The following is a 16,656-nucleotide window of genomic DNA, read 5'->3' on the forward strand; positions in this document are numbered from 1 at the left end:
ACCTAGCTACCGTCATGTTCTCTTGCCGCGCTCCCGCGCCCGATAGACCGTGACTGCTGCGATGGCGACCGCCAGCACCGACAGCATGTCGGATTCCGTAATCCCATGCTCGATGCTGAACGACACGAGGACACGACCCTCGATCGGCTGGTTCCACAGCGCCCAGCCCACACCGGTGGCCACCAGGAGCGCGGCGGCGGCAAAGCTCGGTCGGGCCAGACACCAGGCACCGACAACGAAGAGCAGGTTCATCAACACGAGGGCGTGGAACGGGTCTGGCATCAGGACAGTATGGGCATTAGGGCATCTTCGTGCTCGGTCCCCATATGCTAGTTGTGCTGGGCTCGGTCACGAATAGGCTGTCTGAGTTTCAGAGTCCGCCCAAAGCGACCTTCTGCTTCCTACGCCGTTTGACACCTAGCAGGTACGGCGACATCGCTGTGAGAGCGAGTGTGAGGGCGGCGGTCCAGGGCAACAGCAATGCAGCTCCGAAATCGGCCCAGCTACCGGTTGATGGGGTCCGCAGGAGCCAAAGGACCGCCGCGTGCGTCAACACAACCATGAAACCCGCGGCAGCAAGTCTCGTCGTCCAATCGGACTTCTGCCCCGTCCAGTGAACCGTAGATTCCGCCACTAGTATCAACCCGCCCGAGATCGCCGCTGCGACAATCACGCTGAGCGCGGGTGTGCCGAAGTCTGCTTGTTTCATGTCCATGGGGCTGCTCAGGCCAGAAACAACAAGAGCTGACGAAACACACAAGGCGGTGAGACCTAGCAGGGTGGGGTGCTTCAGATGTGTTCGTATGGAGCGGAATGCGATGCCCGCGAGAACAAAAAGCATCGCTGGCACGGCGACACCCAGGGATAGTGGTAGTGCAGCGACGACTGACCTGCTCGCGTAGCACACGACGAGCCCGACCGCAGCTACGAGCCACGGCATCCAAGTTGGCAGACGCTGCATAGACCGCAGAAGTACGGCGGCAAAGAATAGGGCTGTGACAAACCAAAAGGCCGAGTAGGGACGACCGAGCTCAGCTCCACCCCTGAGAATGTCGAGAATAATAGGTACCGGTTCTTTCGAGTCTCGAATTACCGACAGGATTAGATATGGGACTGAGATGAGAAGGAGCCAGCAAACGTAAGGGACGAGAAGGGTGCGTGCGCGTTTCTGCACCTCCGTGTTTAGCGGTCGCGCTGTTGTCCACAGGTAACCCGTTAGGAAAAAGAACAGCGGCACGTGCCACGTGTAGATAGCCTCGCGGGTGAACAGGTTATCCCAGACATGTCCCGCGACAATCGCAACGATTCCGAGAACGCGGAGAAGGTCGATGGACACCGACCGACTTACGTTAGGTGTAGCCCTAGTGCTCAGGGTACTTGCCTTCCACGCGCCGGAAGCGACGAGAGATAGTGTCCGTAACCGGACTTCATCAGCTTTTGCGCACTCGCAAGCAGTTCCTCATCGCTGATGAAGCCCTGTCGCCACGCAATCTCTTCCGGTGCAGCGACTTTCAGCCCTTGCCGTTGTTCGACGGTGCGTACGAAGTTGCCGGCGTCGAGGAGGCTGTCGAACGTTCCGGTGTCGAGCCAGGCCGTTCCGCGGGGCAGTACTCGTACTGACAGTTTGCCGCGGTCGAGGTAGTGCGCGTTGACGTCGGTGATCTCGTACTCGCCGCGGGCGCTCGGTTTGAGATTCCGGGCGATGTCGATGACGTTGTTGTCGTAGAAGTACAGTCCCGGCACCGCAAAGTTGCTCTTCGGCTTAACGGGCTTCTCCTCGAGTGAGAGAGCGTTCCCGTCGGCGTCGAAGTCGACGACGCCGTAGGCCTCCGGGTTGGCCACCCAGTAGGCGAAGACCGCACCGCCATCAATCTCCTCGAATCCTCTAAGCCGGCTACCCATCCCGGGGCCGTAGAAGATGTTGTCGCCGAGCACGAGTGCGACCGACTCGGTCCCGATGTGCTCGGCGCCGAGGACGAAGGCCTGGGCGAGGCCGTCGGGCGAGGGCTGGGTCTTGTAGGTCAGGTTGATGCCGAACTGGTCCCCGTTGCCGAGCAGGTTCTCGAAGGCCGGGGCGTCGTGCGGGGTGGTGATGATCAGGATGTCGCGGATGCCGGCCAGCATGAGCGTCGAGAGCGGGTAGTAGATCATCGGTTTGTCGTAGACCGGGACGAGCTGTTTGCTCACCCCCTGCGTGATGGGGTGAAGCCGGGTGCCCGTACCGCCGGCCAGGATGATGCCCTTCATTCGCTTAGATTAAGCCTATTGTGTACATTTCGCAGAATTGCGAATCGTGCCGCAAGTTCGCGACTATTCGCTGTGATCAATGTTAGTTAATACGGGTCAGGGGCCCGGTGGTCCAAGGAGTCCGTATGCGAATCTTCGTGACCGGGGGTGCCGGGTTCATCGGCGCCAACTTCGTGCTGCGCACGCTGGCCACCCGCCCCGACACCTCGATCCGGGTCCTGGACAAACTCACCTACGCCGCCAACCCCGACACCCTCGCCCCGGTCGCCGACCGCGTCGAACTCGTCGAGGGCGACATCACCGACGCCGCCCTCGTCGACCGCCTGGTCGCCGAGGCCGACCTCGTCGTGCACTTCGCCGCCGAATCCCACAACGACAACTCCCTGGCCGACCCGTCGGCCTTCGTCACCACCAACCTCGTGGGCACCTACACCCTGCTCGAAGCCGTCCGCACCCACCAGGTGCGCTACCACCACATCAGCACCGACGAGGTCTACGGCGACCTCGACCTCGACGACCCCGCCCGCTTCACCGAGACCACCGCCTACAACCCGTCGAGCCCCTACTCCTCGACCAAGGCCGGCAGCGACCTCCTCGTCCGTGCCTGGGTCCGCTCCTTCGGCGTCGCCGCGACCATCTCCAACTGCTCCAACAACTACGGCCCCTACCAGCACATCGAGAAGTTCATCCCCCGCCAGATCACCAACGTGCTCTCCGGCGTGCGCCCCAAGCTCTACGGCGACGGCCGCAACATCCGTGACTGGATCCATGTCGACGACCACAACGACGCCGTCTGGACCATCATCGACCGCGGCCGGATCGGTGAGACCTACCTCATCGGCGCCGACGGCGAAGTCGACAACCGCACCGTCGTGGAAACCATCCTCGAACTCCTCGACCAGCCCACCGACGCCTTCGACTTCGTCACCGACCGCCCCGGCCACGACCGTCGCTACGCCATCGACTCCACCCGCCTGCGCACCGAACTCGGCTGGACCCCCTCCTACCTTGACTTCCGCACCGGCCTGGCCGCCACCATCGACTGGTACCGCGACCACCCCGCCTGGTGGCAACCCACCAAAGAATCAGTCGAACAGAAATACGCCGCCACCGAACGCGTCACCGGCTGAAATAGTCGATCAGACCGAATATGTCACATACTGTTCATCGCCCATCTACAGCGAGATGCCTGACCGGGAAAGTTAAAGCATTTACTTCGCCCGCCGCTAGAAGTAGTTAATATGCGCTGGAGTGTCAAATTCGCGATCGCGAACACTCGTTAGTATATGTCTGGCGTCTTAGATTTGTCCCTATTTTGTAGTACGAGCCAAACTGTTGAGCGTTCGATCGCTGTTCGGGTGCCACGATGCGGTCAGGACCTTTCTCAACCTGAGTGAAAGGCCAGTTCAGCGAACATGTCGCGGTGCGTCCGATCGCTTCGTCGGCAAGGCCTGAGTCCGACAGTTGCGAGGAAGTAAACGAACCGCGCACGCCTCACCAACTGGGAAATCGACGGTGCGCGGTCGAGTTGTCAGCGTGATCGAAGTGAAATAAGCTCGCCGCACAGGACGCGTCTTCAATGTTGAGAAACGTTCGCTTATGGCGTTTGGGGAGTTCGCCTTTTCCTTCAGTATTCGGGGTCCTTTGGAAGGTGGGCAATGGCCGATCGTCAGGCCTACCAACGGCCGGTGCGGAGCACTGGCCGCCGCAGTCAGCGGCTCCGGTTTGTCGATCGTGCACAGGACCGTTCGCGTTCATGGATGCGGACGTACCTCATTCGGGTATCAATCTCTGATGCTGCAATCGTCGCACTCGCGGTGGCGGTGGCTCAGCGGGTTCGGTTCGGCGCCGATGGCGCCATGACCCCGAATGGTGCGGTCGGAGCACCGGCGATCTACGTCTCCGTAGCGTTGGCAATCTCGTGGCTCCTCGCTTTGCGGGCGTTCCAGAGCCTCGACCGCCGCATAATCGCCTCCGGCTCGCAAGAGTATAGCCGCGTTGTTACTGCGTGCTTGTCGGTCTTCGGCGTTCTTGCGATGTGTGATCTGCTGTTTAAACTCAACATCGCACGCGGATTCTTGGCCCTCGCGCTGCCGATCGGCACGTTTGGGCTCGTGATGTCCCGGTGGCTGTGGCGACGTGTTCTGCTGATTCAGAGGCGAAGGTCGGAGAATCTCGAGCGCGTCTTGGTCGTTGGCACACGGAGTTCAGCGGTACCTCTGATGGAGCGTCTGGTTGAGCACCCGGAGTTGGGCTACCGCGTTGTCGGCATCTGTCTTCCCGAGCGCAGTGGGCGACCACGTCTGATGGCGGTCGGCAAGACGCAAGTGCCTGTCCTTGGAAACTTCGATGAAGTCTGCGATTCAGTTTTAGATTCGGGCGCTACCACCGTCGCAGTTACCTCGGCCGAGGCACTGGGACATGATGCGATGCAGGCGCTTTCATGGGATCTCGAGGGGCTCGATGTTGACATGATCGTGTCTCCTGGCGTCACTGACGTCGCCGGACCCCGTGTCATGGTGCGCCCGGTCGCCGGGTTACCGCTACTCCATATCGACAAGCCTCGCTACGAAGGAGCAAATCGCTTTCGCAAAGCCTTCGTCGACAGAGTCGGGTCAGTAGCAATTTTGACCGTTCTGGCCCCGGTCTTCTTCGCGGTGGCAGTCGCCATCAAGCTGGATTCACCGGGCCCAGTGTTCTACCGTGCGACACGGGTCGGAGTCAACAACGGTCCATTCCGCATGTGGAAGTTTCGGTCGATGGTTCAGGACGCGGACAAGCGCAAAACCGAACTCGTGGAACTCGACGAGGGTGCCGGTCTCTTATTCAAGATGCGGGACGACCCGCGCGTGACAAAAGTGGGCGCCTTCATCAGGCGTTACAGCATCGACGAGATACCGCAATTGCTGAATGTGCTTGGCGGCACGATGAGCCTCGTCGGTCCGCGCCCACCTTTGCCCGAGGAAGTCGAGCAGTACGACGGACGGGTGGCGCGGCGTATGCTCGTCAAGCCAGGAATGACTGGTCTCTGGCAGGTGTCGGGGCGTTCCGACCTCTCTTGGGAAGAATCTGTCCGACTCGACCTTTCGTACGTCGAGAACTGGTCCATCATGCAAGACGCCCTGATTCTATGGCGCACCATTCGCGCGGTACTTCGCAAAGACGGAGCGTACTAAGGGATGGGTGGTCCAGCGGCCCGCGCGCTCGCATCCAGGATGGATGTCAACGAAAGCTTGAGGAGCCCGGAAGCGATGGACGTTCGTGTCCTTAGCGTGATGCTGCCTGTTGTACTGCTTTTTGCGTCGTGTGCAGCGCATGACTCTAGACAGTCCGTGCAGGCGCAGATGCTCGGGGAGTCGGGATACGGGTTTGTCTCGGACAGTGTTGGCCTGTCCATCGAATCCTCAACCCTGGCCGGCGATGGCAAGGCAATCCAGAGGCAGGACCTAGTCAGTCTGTTCAAAGATTTTCGTCCGGGGATGGTGTTGCGGGTCGGTGGGAACACCTCGGACCAGATGTTCTGGACCTCGGCCGGCGAGCCGCGGCCGTCTGGCTACCGATTCACCGTCACCCCGAAGGGCTTGAACCGGCTTGCGGAACTAACCAAGGAGCTTGGCTGGCGCGTAGTGATGGGCGTCAACCTTCGGGCCAGAGACCCACAGCGTGCTGCCGATATGGCTAGATACGCGCGGTCGATCTTCGGGGAGTGGCTGACGGCGATTGCAATCGGCAATGAGCCCAACGTGTATTACCCTTCGAACCCTCCGTTCGGCACATACGCGAGCGACGTTCGTCGGTATGGGAACGAAATCCGCGCCGCAGTTCCTGACGTCAGCATCCAAGGCCCGGACGCTAGTGGTAACAGGAGTGACTTCATCTGGAGTAGCGCCTCCCAATTCGCTCGGTCGCCCGCGATCGCGCCGGACGTCTATGCTGCACATTTCTACGGGTCTCAAGGATGTGATACCGAGACCATGCGCCCGAGTGCGTTGTTCACGGAGTTTGCCGATGAGAGAAGAAAGTCATCGCTGACAGATATCTACCGCGCTTCTTCGTTGTCGAACTCTCCGAAAGCGGTTCTGTCTGAGGTAAATTCAATCAACTGCGGCGGGATGGCGGGCATCAGCAACCGGCTTGCCGGAGCGCTGTGGATGCTCGACTTCGCCTTCTATGCGGCGACACAGGGGTTTAACGGAGTCTATTTCCATGGAACCCTCACCGACTGCATCGCCTACTCGCCGGTCTGCGTTGCCGATGATCGTGAGATCAACACGGCGGATCCGTTCAAGGCGTTGCTCTTGCTGAATCGCATGGCAAACGGTATGGCAATGCTCTCGGTTGCGCCTTACGGAGCGAACTCAAACATTCGACTCTATGGTTTACGGGGCCGAAACTCGCTCGCTCTGGTTGCGATCAACACCGGGGAAGGTGACGGCGACTGGGTCGACGTCAACGTCGATCTTCCCGGGTCTGGTTTTGCTGAGCTGGCATCCGCGGAGCTCTTCACCAAGGACGAGACATCGACTGACGGAACAAGACTTGCTCGAATGACATCGATGGACGGTATGCCGCCGGATCTCGACAAAGAATGCGCATCCGGCCAGATCGACATTGAGCCTGTGGCCACGGCTCGCGTTGCCAGTCGACCGGCATCAGCAAAGGTCGTCTTTTTCTGTGAACGTAACGACTAGAGATCAGCTGCAAACGCTGGTCCCGATCAAGGCATTGAGAAGGGAAATCGGATGAGGATTGTTGTCTTCGGGCTCGGTTACCTCGGCGCGACGCATGCGGCCTGTATGGCCGAGCTCGGTCACGAGGTCCTGGGTATCGAACTCGACGATTTCCGCCGGGAAGAACTAGCACGGGGCGAGGTCCCGTTCTACGAGCCCGGGTTGCCGGACCTGGTCCGAAAGCACCTGGAATCAGGGCTACTGAGGGTGTCCGCGAGCTACGAGGAAGCCGCGGAGTGGGGTGGGGTGTACTTCATCGCGGTCGGCACACCGCAGCGCAAGGGTGAGTACGCTGCCGATCTCCGCTATGTGGACAGCGTGGTCGAGGGTCTGGTGCCGCTGTTGACAAGGGACGCACTCATTCTGGGTAAGTCCACAGTGCCCGTCGGCACCTGCGAACGCCTCGCAAACCGCGCGCAGGATCTGGCCAAAGACGACGTGACCGTCCACCTCGGATGGAACCCCGAATTCCTCAGGGAGGGGCATGCGATCGACGACACGCTTCGGCCGGACCGTATCGTCGTTGGCGCCGAGCGGGGAAGTGAACTCGAGGGCGCGGCGCGTGAGGTGTACGCCCGGATGATCGAGGCCGGGACGCCCTACATCGTGATGGACCGTCAGAGTGCCGAGATGGTCAAGGTCGCCGCCAACTCGTTTCTCGCAACGAAGATCTCGTTCATTAACGCGATCGCCGAAGTTTGCGAGGCCGCCGGTGCTGATGTGACCGCCGTAGCAGATGCGATCGGCCACGATGACCGAATCGGACGCAAGTTCCTCAACGCCGGACTCGGTTTCGGCGGCGGGTGCTTGCCGAAAGACATCAGAGCTTTCATGGCGCGAGCCGGCGAGTTGGGCGCGTCCGAGGCGTTGTCGTTCCTCAGAGAGGTCGACAACGTGAACATGCGTCGTCGAAACCGCATGGTGAACCTGACGAAGCGCTCATGCGGCGGTTCTCTGCTTGGAAAGCGCGTGGCGGTACTCGGAGCGGCTTTCAAACCAGAGTCCGACGACGTGAGAGATTCGCCTGCGTTGAACGTCGCCGGTCAGCTACAGCTCCAGGGTGCTTCGGTGGTGGTCTACGACCCGAAAGCGAACAACAATTCCAAGCGCCTGTTCCCGACTCTGGACTATGCGGCGAGTGCTCGTGACGCCTGCCAGGACGCCGATGTGGTGGCCGTGCTGACGGAGTGGAAGGAGTTCCGTTCCCTCAAGCCCGTGGACCTGAACCCGATCGTGCGGGGTCGCACCATTATCGACGGCAGGTTGTGCCTTGAGAAGTCGGTGTGGGAGGCCGCCGGTTGGTCGTTCCTCTGCTGATCGCGAATTGCAAAGAGACATACGGAAGCGGGAATCGAAAATACATGCAGTTCAACAGTATTGGAGATGAGCGGTCGCGGTTTCGACGTGCGGTCGGCGGTGTGAAGTTCCGCGCTCAGAAGCAGTCACTGATTATTCGGATCAGGATTACCAACGCTCTGCCACTGCGGCGGTCCGCGCTGGGTGACCACGGCGCTCCCATCGTCAGCCTGACGAGCTACGGAGATCGCATCACCCTGGCCCATTTCGCGATCGAGTCGATCCTGAGGGGGAAGCTTCGGCCGTCACGGATAGTTCTGTGGGTAGACGACCAGCAGGCGGTTGAATGCCTGCCAAAGGAGCTGAAGCGGTTGCGCAAGGTGGGCCTCGAGGTCCGCGCCGCCGACGGGGGCTCTGGTCCGCACACAAAGTATTTCGACGCTCTCGCGCTCGCCCTCGAGGACGGTGTGCCGCTGGTGACAGCGGATGACGACACGGTGTACCCGGCGCACTGGCTCCACAGACTTTTCGCCTTCCACCTCGGCCACCCGGACGGAATTTCCTGCTATCGGGCTCGGCGCGTGGTCGTCGACACTTCTGACGTGGACCGTGGGCCACGTTTGACCCCTTATTGCCGGTGGCCGCTCGTCCAGGACTCGTTCGTGTCGAACCGGAACTTCGTGACCGGGGTGTCTGGTGCTTTGTACCCCGCCGAACTGATGCGTGCACTTGTTGCCCGTGGCACCCAGTTCAAAAGAGAGTGTCCCAGGGCAGACGATGTGTGGATCAACCACACGGCACTTCAGGCGCAGATTCCGATTCGCGTCGTCGACGGTCGAAGTCGGGACTTCATTTCCCTCGAACCTGCTCAGGCGACAGGACTGAAACACGCGAACGTGACGCAGGGAGGGAACGACGTGCAGATCGCAGCGACGTACTCGGAACTGGACCGGAAGCAGTTGGCCGGCTCGTCATGACTGTGCCGAAGATTGCGGAGGCGATGGATGAAACCGTCGTGGCTGGCACCAATCGGGACTCCACGCGTGATGTCGGTCGAAGCATCGCGATCGTCACTCTCGGAAATCTGACGCCACTGCTGGCGTCGCTCATCACGGCGCCTCTGCTAGCGCGCGCGCTGGGCGCGGAGGGTCGCGGTCTCGTCGCCGCTGCAACGGCTCCCTTGCTGGTGGCCTCAGCTGCACTCACCATGGGAATGCCCGACGCCGTGACGTACTTCGTAGCGCGTCGCGTTCGGACGCTGCGAACACTCGGTCTTGGGCTGCTGGTCGTGTGCATCGTGGGTCCACTCGGTAGTGCCTTGATCACGTCGATATCCGGGATCTTGGCGGGAGACCACCCGGACATCCAGGGTTTGATGTCGATGATCAGCTTGATGCTCACGCCGGCCCTCGTTGCACTTGTGATCCGTGGATACGCCCGAGCTGTGCAGGCGTGGTTCCTCGTAGCATCCGATCAATGTCTCGCGAGCGTGTTCCGCGTTGGTGCGTTGGGAGTACTTCTCGCGATTGATGGGCTGACGGTTACCTCAGCTGCTTGGGTGCTTGCGATCGGCAACTGCGTGGGAATCATCGCGTACCTCGGGTTGCTCGGGAGGTACCGCGGGCTGTCCACAACTCAAGATTCGGACCTGCAGGTAGGGAGGCATGCCGCACAGCTGACACGATTCGGGCTTGGTGCTTGGATCGGTTCCGCTGCTGGGGTGGTTCTCGCGAGGTTGGATCAGGTTCTGTTCCTGCCGCTGTCCTCAGCCGAACAGCTCGGCATTTACATCGTCGCAGTGTCGTTGGCTGACATGGTGCGAACCTTCAATGCCGCAGTCAGGGACGTAGTGTTCTCGGTGCAGTCAGCGAAGAATGACGACGAGAGCCTCGGACGCGCCGCGCGGCTGTCCACCATCATCACTGCCACGGTCGGAGTGGCTGCGGTGCTTGTGGGGTGGTGGCTCGTTCCGCTGGCGTTCGGACCTGAGTTCGGCTCGGTCACTGGAGTTCTCGCGGTCGTCCTCGTCGGTACCATCATCGGAAATCCGGGATCTGTAGCTGCAGCGGGTATGACGGCCCGCGGGCGCCCGATCCTGCGGAGCATCGCGATTCTGTCGTCCGTAGTACTGAATATTGCACTGCTGATTCTACTTCTGCCGACGATGGGTGCCATGGGCGCCGCGATCGCATCGATGGTGGCCAACGCAATATGTGGCTTGTTTGTTCTGGTTCTCGCCAACCGCGTGTTCGGCATGAAGCCGGCTCTGTTCCTGCGGGTTCGACGCGATGACTTCGTGCTCCTCGGCCAGAAGGGCCGGGGCTTTGCAAAGCGCGCGACCGCCGTCGTGCGAAAGCGACACGATGTCAAGCGCTCGGGAGATTGATATGACAGTGCAGGAGAGTGCGGCACAACGCGTCCGCTGTTCTTACTTGATCTCGGTTGCCACCTATATGCGTCCCGATGGCTTGAAGCGTCTGCTGGACAGCCTGACCGCGGTCGGCGAGGTCGCCGATGTTGTGGTGGTGGACAACGACCCTGATGGTTCAGCCCGAACGATCGCCGAAGAGCATCCCGCCGTTACGTTTTATGCGATTCAACCTGAGGCCGGAATTGCTCAGGCGCGCAACGCCGGCTTGGACTACTTCACTGCGGGGTACGACGGGATCATCTTTGTTGATGACGACGAATGGGTTGAGCCCGAGTGGTTTTTCACGCTTACCTCCTATCTTGAGTCCAACGACGCTGATGTGGTTCAGGGGCCCGTGATCACCTGTCTGCCAAAGGATTGCCCTGCCTGGATTCGGCGCGGCGGATTCTTTCAGCGAGAGAGGGTTCCGAGCGGAACTCCCTTGTTGTCGGCGGCGACCAATAACACCGCGCTCGCCCGTGAAGCGTGGGTACGAGCTGGTGAACCTCGGTTCGATCCGTCGTTCAGCGAGACGGGTGGCAGTGATTGGGACTTTTTCTGGGGTTTGCGAAGAAGCGGGGCGCGTATCGCCTACTGCAACGACGCCGTCGTCTCCGAGGATGTACCTGCGTCGAGACTCAGTGCCAAATGGCTTGTACGAAGAAGTATGCGTAGCGGAATCGTGCATTCACGGGTTCGCCTAAAGTACGGCGACAGCCCGGTTCGTGCACTTTTCAAAGGTGCGCCGCGAGCGGGCTACTACGGTCTACTGCTCGTTCGCGGACTGGTCTTCGACCGCAGAATAGCCGCCAAGCCGTTCACCGTAGTGAGTTTTGAGATTGGAAAGGTACTCGGACTGATGGGTTACCGGACCTACGAGTACCGCCGAACCGACAATGGAGCACCCGTTGCGTAGATTAGCGTCCGAGGACACGAAGGTAGCGCTCATGGCGTTTCCTATGCACGGCCAGCACAAGCTGAGCCGGGAAGGCTATCGAACTCGCGACGGGCACTTGATCGAGTGGTTTGGGCGGTTGCTCGCCGGGACAGGGAGCACCGCGGTGATCTCGCGTCCTGAGCCGCACTTGACCGGTGCTTCCGTGAGATCCAGGAACCTGAGTCTCGCGGAGAACACGATGGCGCTCAACACCTTCACGTGGATGTTGCCTCGCCTGTCCGACCGCCAAGCGTGGTGGGTGGATTCGCTGCCTAAGTACCCGCGGCTCGGTGCTGAGATGGCTGTCGCGGACGCGGCGGTCTGGAACCCGTTCGTGTCTTTGAGCTCTTCCTGGGCGGATCTGAGTGGGGGAGACCGGGTGCTTGTCTTCGATCTATTGGATGACTGGACGGTGCACTTCGCGTTTCAAGGGATCAGTGACCAGGTCCATCGGGCATACGAGCGGATGTTCTCTCGGGCGGACTACGTAACAGCTAACTCGGAAGCGACGGCTGAACTGGCGCAGCGTTTCGGGCGCTCCGACGTGCATCTTGTACTCAATGGGTGCGACCCCGAGCGGTTCACACAGGAGTCTCGCGCTCAGGGGGCGATCACCGTCGGATATGTCGGAAAGATTGGTCGTCGCCTCGACCTCGACCTGATATGTCAGACAGCGGAGAGACTTCCGGATGTCGACTTCGTATTCGCCGGCCCCATTCTCGATCGGGAATACCGTGGCCCCCTCGCCGCGGCGGGCAACATTCGTCTGCTTGGAGACGTCCACTACGAACAGGTGCCGGACCTGCTTACCACGTTTGACATCGGATGGGTTCCCCATCGGGTGGGTCGCGGTGAGGTCGGTGGTGATGTGATCAAGACATACGAATATCGAGCCGCCGGGCTCCCGGTTCTGACAACGCCAGTATTGGGAACCGCGAATCGAAAGCTCGACGATGGAGTCTTCGCCGTCGACGCGGATGGGCATCAGGCGTGGCTGAACGAACACTTACGAGGAGGCCGGCCCAAGCGCATTACGGCCTGTATCCCGGATTCCGTGACGTGGCGTCACAAAGCGCAGTTCATTCTCGATCTGCTTGGGCGGTGAGTCGATTGGTGGAGGACAACTACCGGGTTCACCTCGTTGCAGCCCCGCTGATGGCCCGGAGCGGGGTGTACAATTCGCTCTTCGACTTGATCGAGGAAGCGCGCAGTCAGGGTATGCCCTGGACGGGCACGGTCGCGATGAGACCAGGGGCGCCCGGGACCGTACGTCAACATTATGCGGTTACTTCTGCCGAGGTCCATCGTCACGGATTGGCAGTGGTCCCCGAAATTCGGCGGCTTCTCGCGTCGGATGAGAGCTATGCGCGCGCTGACTGGGTCGTCACACTGATCACGCAGTCCGACGTCGCCGTGTTCTTGGACACGCTCGCGGGGCGCAGGAACAGGGCGACCTGGGTCTCATACATCCGGGGGCTCCCGTGGCCTGCGAAGGGGGAACAGAAAGCTCCACGCCGGCAGCTCCTCCGTCTCCTCGAGACAGTGGCACTGCGTCGCGCGCGGGATGTCTGGGTCACCACTCAGACGCTTGGCGAGGACGTTCGTCCGTGGATCGCGCCCAGCGTCGTCCAGCCCGGGATCAAGTCACTACCGAAGAGCAACAGCGGCCGAAACGTGTCTGGCTACTTGGTGTGGGCGGGTCGTCTCGACGTCGACAAGCGACCTGCATTGTTCGCTGAAGTCTGCGAGACCGTCCAACGCGACGGACGGATCTTCGGCGACGGACCGTTACTGGGGGAACTGCGTGCGGCGACCCGGGTCTTCTCCGAAGTCATGGGCTGGGCGACGCCCGAGGACATGTGGCCGGCGGCATCGATCTATGTGGGCACGTCGTATCGCGAGGCGTTTGGCCGGAGTGCTGTCGAGGCGAGTCTCGCGGGAGTGCCGATCGTCATCGGCCACAGGTACGGTGCCGCCCGCATGCTGATCACCGATCCAGACATCGCGGCGTTGTGCGTCGTCGAGTCGACGGACCCGGCGGTGTGGTCTCGGGCAATTCGTCGGCTGCTTGACGATCCCGACTTGATGGCGCGGGTCTCCCAGCACACTTACACGAACGCCCAGAAGCTGACGATCGAGAGCTCAGTCCTGGGTATTGCCGAGAGATTGACTGGTCTGCAGGAGTCCGCTGGACGTCAATCTGCCATGCACGTACAAAACTCGAAGGATTGACAATGGCGAGCACATCCAAGCCGACCGTGGCGATTGTGGGTACGCGCGGTTACCCGAGCTATTACGGGGGATTCGAGACCCTGGTCCGTAAACTGGTTCCCTTCCTGACGGAACGCGGGTGGAGGGTAGTAGTTTACTGCCGATCGGGAGTCGACCGTATAGGTGATGACACAGATGATGCCGCTGTTGTCCAAGTTTTCACTCCCGGAATCGAAAAAAAATCCCTCAGCACGCTTTCATATGGGCTGACGAGTTCTATTGACGCGGCGTTTCGAAACGTCGACGTGGCGCTTGTCATGAATGTCGCCAACGGCTACTGGCTGCCCATCCTGAGGGCACGTGGCATCCCCGTGGTCCTGAACGTCGATGGCATCGAGTGGGAGCGTCAGAAGTGGGGTAGCCTGGCCAAGCTGGTTTTCCGAACGGGCGCCGTTTTGACTGGTCGTTACGCCGACCGCATCGTGTGCGACTCTCTAGCCATCCGCGACCGCTGGGTGGCCGAATTCGCGCGCGTGGGTTCATACATCCCCTACGGCGGAACGGAGACCGGCCAGCTTGCCCCGGTCCGAGGGTTCGGTTCGGGAAAGTACGTTCTATATGTCGCACGGTTCGTCCCGGAGAACTCGGTCACGGAGTTCGTTGAAGCTGTCAAGCGTCTTCCCGACGATATGCAAGTAGTCATAGTGGGCTCCTCGGGTTATGGCGGCGAAATCGAAGCGCAAGTTGCAGCGCTGGCAAATGCGTGCGAAAGTGTGACCTGGTTGGGTCACATATCGAATGACGATGAGCTCCTCGCTTTGTGGCAGAACTGCGGTGCATATTTCCACGGTCACAGTGTCGGAGGTACTAACCCCGCACTGGTCCAGGCGATGGCGTGTGGAGCGCCGACTGTAGCCCGTGACACCAAGTTCAATCGAGAGGTTCTGGGTGACGCAGGAGTGTTCACCCCGGCGGATCCAGGATTGATTGCGGAGGCACTGATCGACGTGATGGGCAGCGAGGACGCCCGCCTTAGGCTGGGCCGCTCTGCCATGCTTCGGCAGCAGGAACAGTTCACCTGGATCGGTGTATGTGAAGCCTACGAGAACGAGCTCCTCGCGAGTCTCGATTCTCCCCGAACATCCGCGTTGAGCTAGGCGGAAATTTCATCCGGGGAGGTTTCGATAAGAGGGACCTCACTCGATTCAACTCAGGCCCACCGGCTCGACAGTCCGAGCCCACAACCGAGGCAGGCATTGTGAACCAAACTGAAGCTGTTGACACCGCGTCGACGGGTGACCGTCTGCGGGTGTTGCTCCGCGTGATCCGCGACGGTTGGTGGATCATCGGACTATGCGTTCTGATCGGTGGCGCTTCAGCGGTCGGGCTGAGCCTCACCCAGACTCCGCTGTATCGATCCTCGGCTGTCCTTTACGTGACCTCGGGGACTGAGGCGACGGTGCAAAACGCTTACCAGGGCTCGCTGGCCTCGCAACAGCGCGTGGCCTCGTACGTGCGTCTGGTGGACTCCGAGGCCGTACTGAGCAGCGCGTTGGCGGACTCTGGTCTCCAGATGAGTGTCGAGGACGCGCGGGAAGACGTTTCCGCCTATACCTCGGTCGAGACGGTCATCTTGACCGTGAGTGCGACAAATTCTGACCCGGTCGTTGCCAGCGGCTTGGCGAACCGAGTCGCAGAGTCTCTTGTCGAATACGTCTCTGTTCTGGAGACCCCGAGTTCGGGGGGCGACCCCCTCGCGAAAGTCACAGTGGTGAGTCCGGCGACGACCAGCGATGCTCCGATCTCGCCGCGCACCAAGCGAAATCTGGCGATTGGGCTCAGCGTCGGACTGCTGCTGGGTCTCCTCATCGTGCTTGCGCGTCACCGGCTGGATACGCGGCTTCGTAGCGAGTCGGATGTCACGGAGCTTCTGCCCAACGTTTCGTCACTTTGCACAGTGCCGGACGATTCCGCCCTACAGGACAAGGTCTTGCTGGACTTCGCGCCGGCGGGAGCGAGTCCGACGGGCGAGGCCTACCGCCGTCTACGCGTCAATCTTGGCTTCGTGAGCGTCGATACTCCTGCGCGCAGAATCCTGGTCACAAGCGCGAATCCAGGGGAGGGCAAGACGACGACTGCAGTGAATCTTGCGGCCGCGTTTGCCGAATCGGGGAACAGGGTGGTCCTGGTTGAGGCTGATTTGCGCAAGCCCTCCGCGTCCCAGCGTATGCGCCTGACAAACAGCATCGGACTCACCGACTATCTGCGCGGTAGCGTCGAGAACGTCTCGGATGTGATCCAGCAGTCGAATACCCCGGGTGTCGATGTGCTCGCCTCAGGTCCGGTACCGCCGAACCCGGCAGAGTTGCTCGCGTCGCAGAGAACGGGCAGGTGCTTCGCCGCACTCGAGGCGCAGTACGACCTTGTCATCGTCGATTCGGGGCCGGTCATGCCTGTCACCGACGCGGTCGAGCTGACCAAATGGGTGCACGGTGTGGTCGTCGTCGTACGCGCCGGCAGCACGAAGCGTACAGAACTACTGTCGACGTTTACCGAACTCAAACGTGCGCAGGCAATCATCTTGGGTGTCGTGGTGAACGGAGTCAGCGATCGTGAGCGGACTTACCGGTACGGTTATTACGGAAATGCATCCGAAGTCGACGCCCGGCACGTGAATCCAGCGACAGTTGAGGCCCGTGCATCTCGTGACGCTGTGCCAGAGAGTCCGAATGACGGGCATTCCGTCTACCGATGAGTCGATGGGTCTGATGCCGGGCGATCTGGGAGCCACTCGCAGGTCGTGGAGAGCCACTCGCAAGTCGTGG

At 60.9% G+C, this 16,656-nt stretch carries 14 protein-coding genes; 11 read left to right on the forward strand and 3 right to left on the reverse strand.

Going from position 1 to position 16,656, the window contains the following annotated elements:
* Positions 1-12: 12 nt before the first annotated feature.
* The 3 genes from BCM27_RS06280 to rfbA form a co-directional block, all read right to left on the reverse strand.
* On the reverse strand, positions 13-282 hold the full coding sequence (locus BCM27_RS06280) for a hypothetical protein (protein ID WP_004023411.1): 270 nt from the start codon (positions 280-282) through the stop codon (positions 13-15).
* Between the two features lie 88 nt (positions 283-370).
* Positions 371-1,336, reverse strand: a complete 966-nt coding sequence (locus BCM27_RS06285; RefSeq protein WP_004023412.1) for an acyltransferase family protein — start codon at positions 1,334-1,336, stop codon at positions 371-373.
* A gap of 32 nt (positions 1,337-1,368) precedes the next feature.
* Complete coding sequence (gene rfbA, locus BCM27_RS06290) at positions 1,369-2,247, reverse strand: glucose-1-phosphate thymidylyltransferase RfbA (protein ID WP_004023413.1); 879 nt, start codon at positions 2,245-2,247, stop codon at positions 1,369-1,371.
* A 125-nt stretch (positions 2,248-2,372) separates the two neighbouring features.
* Between rfbA and rfbB the strand changes: the two genes are divergently transcribed.
* The 11 genes from rfbB (at position 2,373) to BCM27_RS06345 (ending at position 16,586) form a co-directional block, all read left to right on the forward strand.
* Positions 2,373-3,377 (forward strand): dTDP-glucose 4,6-dehydratase, encoded by a 1,005-nt coding sequence (rfbB, locus tag BCM27_RS06295; RefSeq protein ID WP_068884373.1) that lies wholly within the window; start codon positions 2,373-2,375, stop codon positions 3,375-3,377.
* A gap of 528 nt (positions 3,378-3,905) precedes the next feature.
* Positions 3,906-5,423 (forward strand): sugar transferase, encoded by a 1,518-nt coding sequence (locus BCM27_RS06300; protein WP_033205000.1) that lies wholly within the window; start codon positions 3,906-3,908, stop codon positions 5,421-5,423.
* Positions 5,424-5,498: 75 nt separating this feature from the next.
* Positions 5,499-6,938 (forward strand): hypothetical protein, encoded by a 1,440-nt coding sequence (locus BCM27_RS06305; protein ID WP_174316852.1) that lies wholly within the window; start codon positions 5,499-5,501, stop codon positions 6,936-6,938.
* 51 nt (positions 6,939-6,989) lie between these two features.
* On the forward strand, positions 6,990-8,294 hold the full coding sequence (locus tag BCM27_RS06310; RefSeq protein ID WP_004022712.1) for a UDP-glucose dehydrogenase family protein: 1,305 nt from the start codon (positions 6,990-6,992) through the stop codon (positions 8,292-8,294).
* Between the two features lie 44 nt (positions 8,295-8,338).
* Entirely contained in the window at positions 8,339-9,250 is a 912-nt protein-coding gene (locus BCM27_RS06315; RefSeq protein WP_004022711.1) for a hypothetical protein, read from the forward strand.
* Positions 9,247-10,659, forward strand: coding sequence for a lipopolysaccharide biosynthesis protein (locus BCM27_RS06320; protein WP_004022710.1), 1,413 nt, complete (start codon positions 9,247-9,249; stop codon positions 10,657-10,659). The genes BCM27_RS06315 and BCM27_RS06320 overlap by 4 nt, the downstream gene beginning before the upstream one ends.
* 1 nt (position 10,660) lies before the next feature.
* Entirely contained in the window at positions 10,661-11,599 is a 939-nt protein-coding gene (locus BCM27_RS06325; protein ID WP_004022709.1) for a glycosyltransferase family 2 protein, read from the forward strand.
* Positions 11,600-11,819: 220 nt separating this feature from the next.
* Entirely contained in the window at positions 11,820-12,725 is a 906-nt protein-coding gene (locus tag BCM27_RS06330; protein WP_239450670.1) for a glycosyltransferase, read from the forward strand.
* Positions 12,726-13,162: 437 nt separating this feature from the next.
* Positions 13,163-13,852, forward strand: coding sequence for a glycosyltransferase family 4 protein (locus tag BCM27_RS26045; RefSeq protein ID WP_239450671.1), 690 nt, complete (start codon positions 13,163-13,165; stop codon positions 13,850-13,852).
* Between the two features lie 2 nt (positions 13,853-13,854).
* Positions 13,855-14,988: a glycosyltransferase gene (locus BCM27_RS06340; RefSeq protein ID WP_033204997.1), complete on the forward strand. Its 1,134-nt coding sequence runs from the start codon at positions 13,855-13,857 to the stop codon at positions 14,986-14,988.
* A 101-nt stretch (positions 14,989-15,089) separates the two neighbouring features.
* Complete coding sequence (locus tag BCM27_RS06345; protein ID WP_004022705.1) at positions 15,090-16,586, forward strand: tyrosine-protein kinase domain-containing protein; 1,497 nt, start codon at positions 15,090-15,092, stop codon at positions 16,584-16,586.
* Positions 16,587-16,656: the final 70 nt, after the last annotated feature.

Origin of the sequence: Gordonia terrae, assembly GCF_001698225.1 — a bacterium.
Taxonomy (GTDB): Bacteria; Actinomycetota; Actinomycetes; order Mycobacteriales; family Mycobacteriaceae; genus Gordonia; species Gordonia terrae.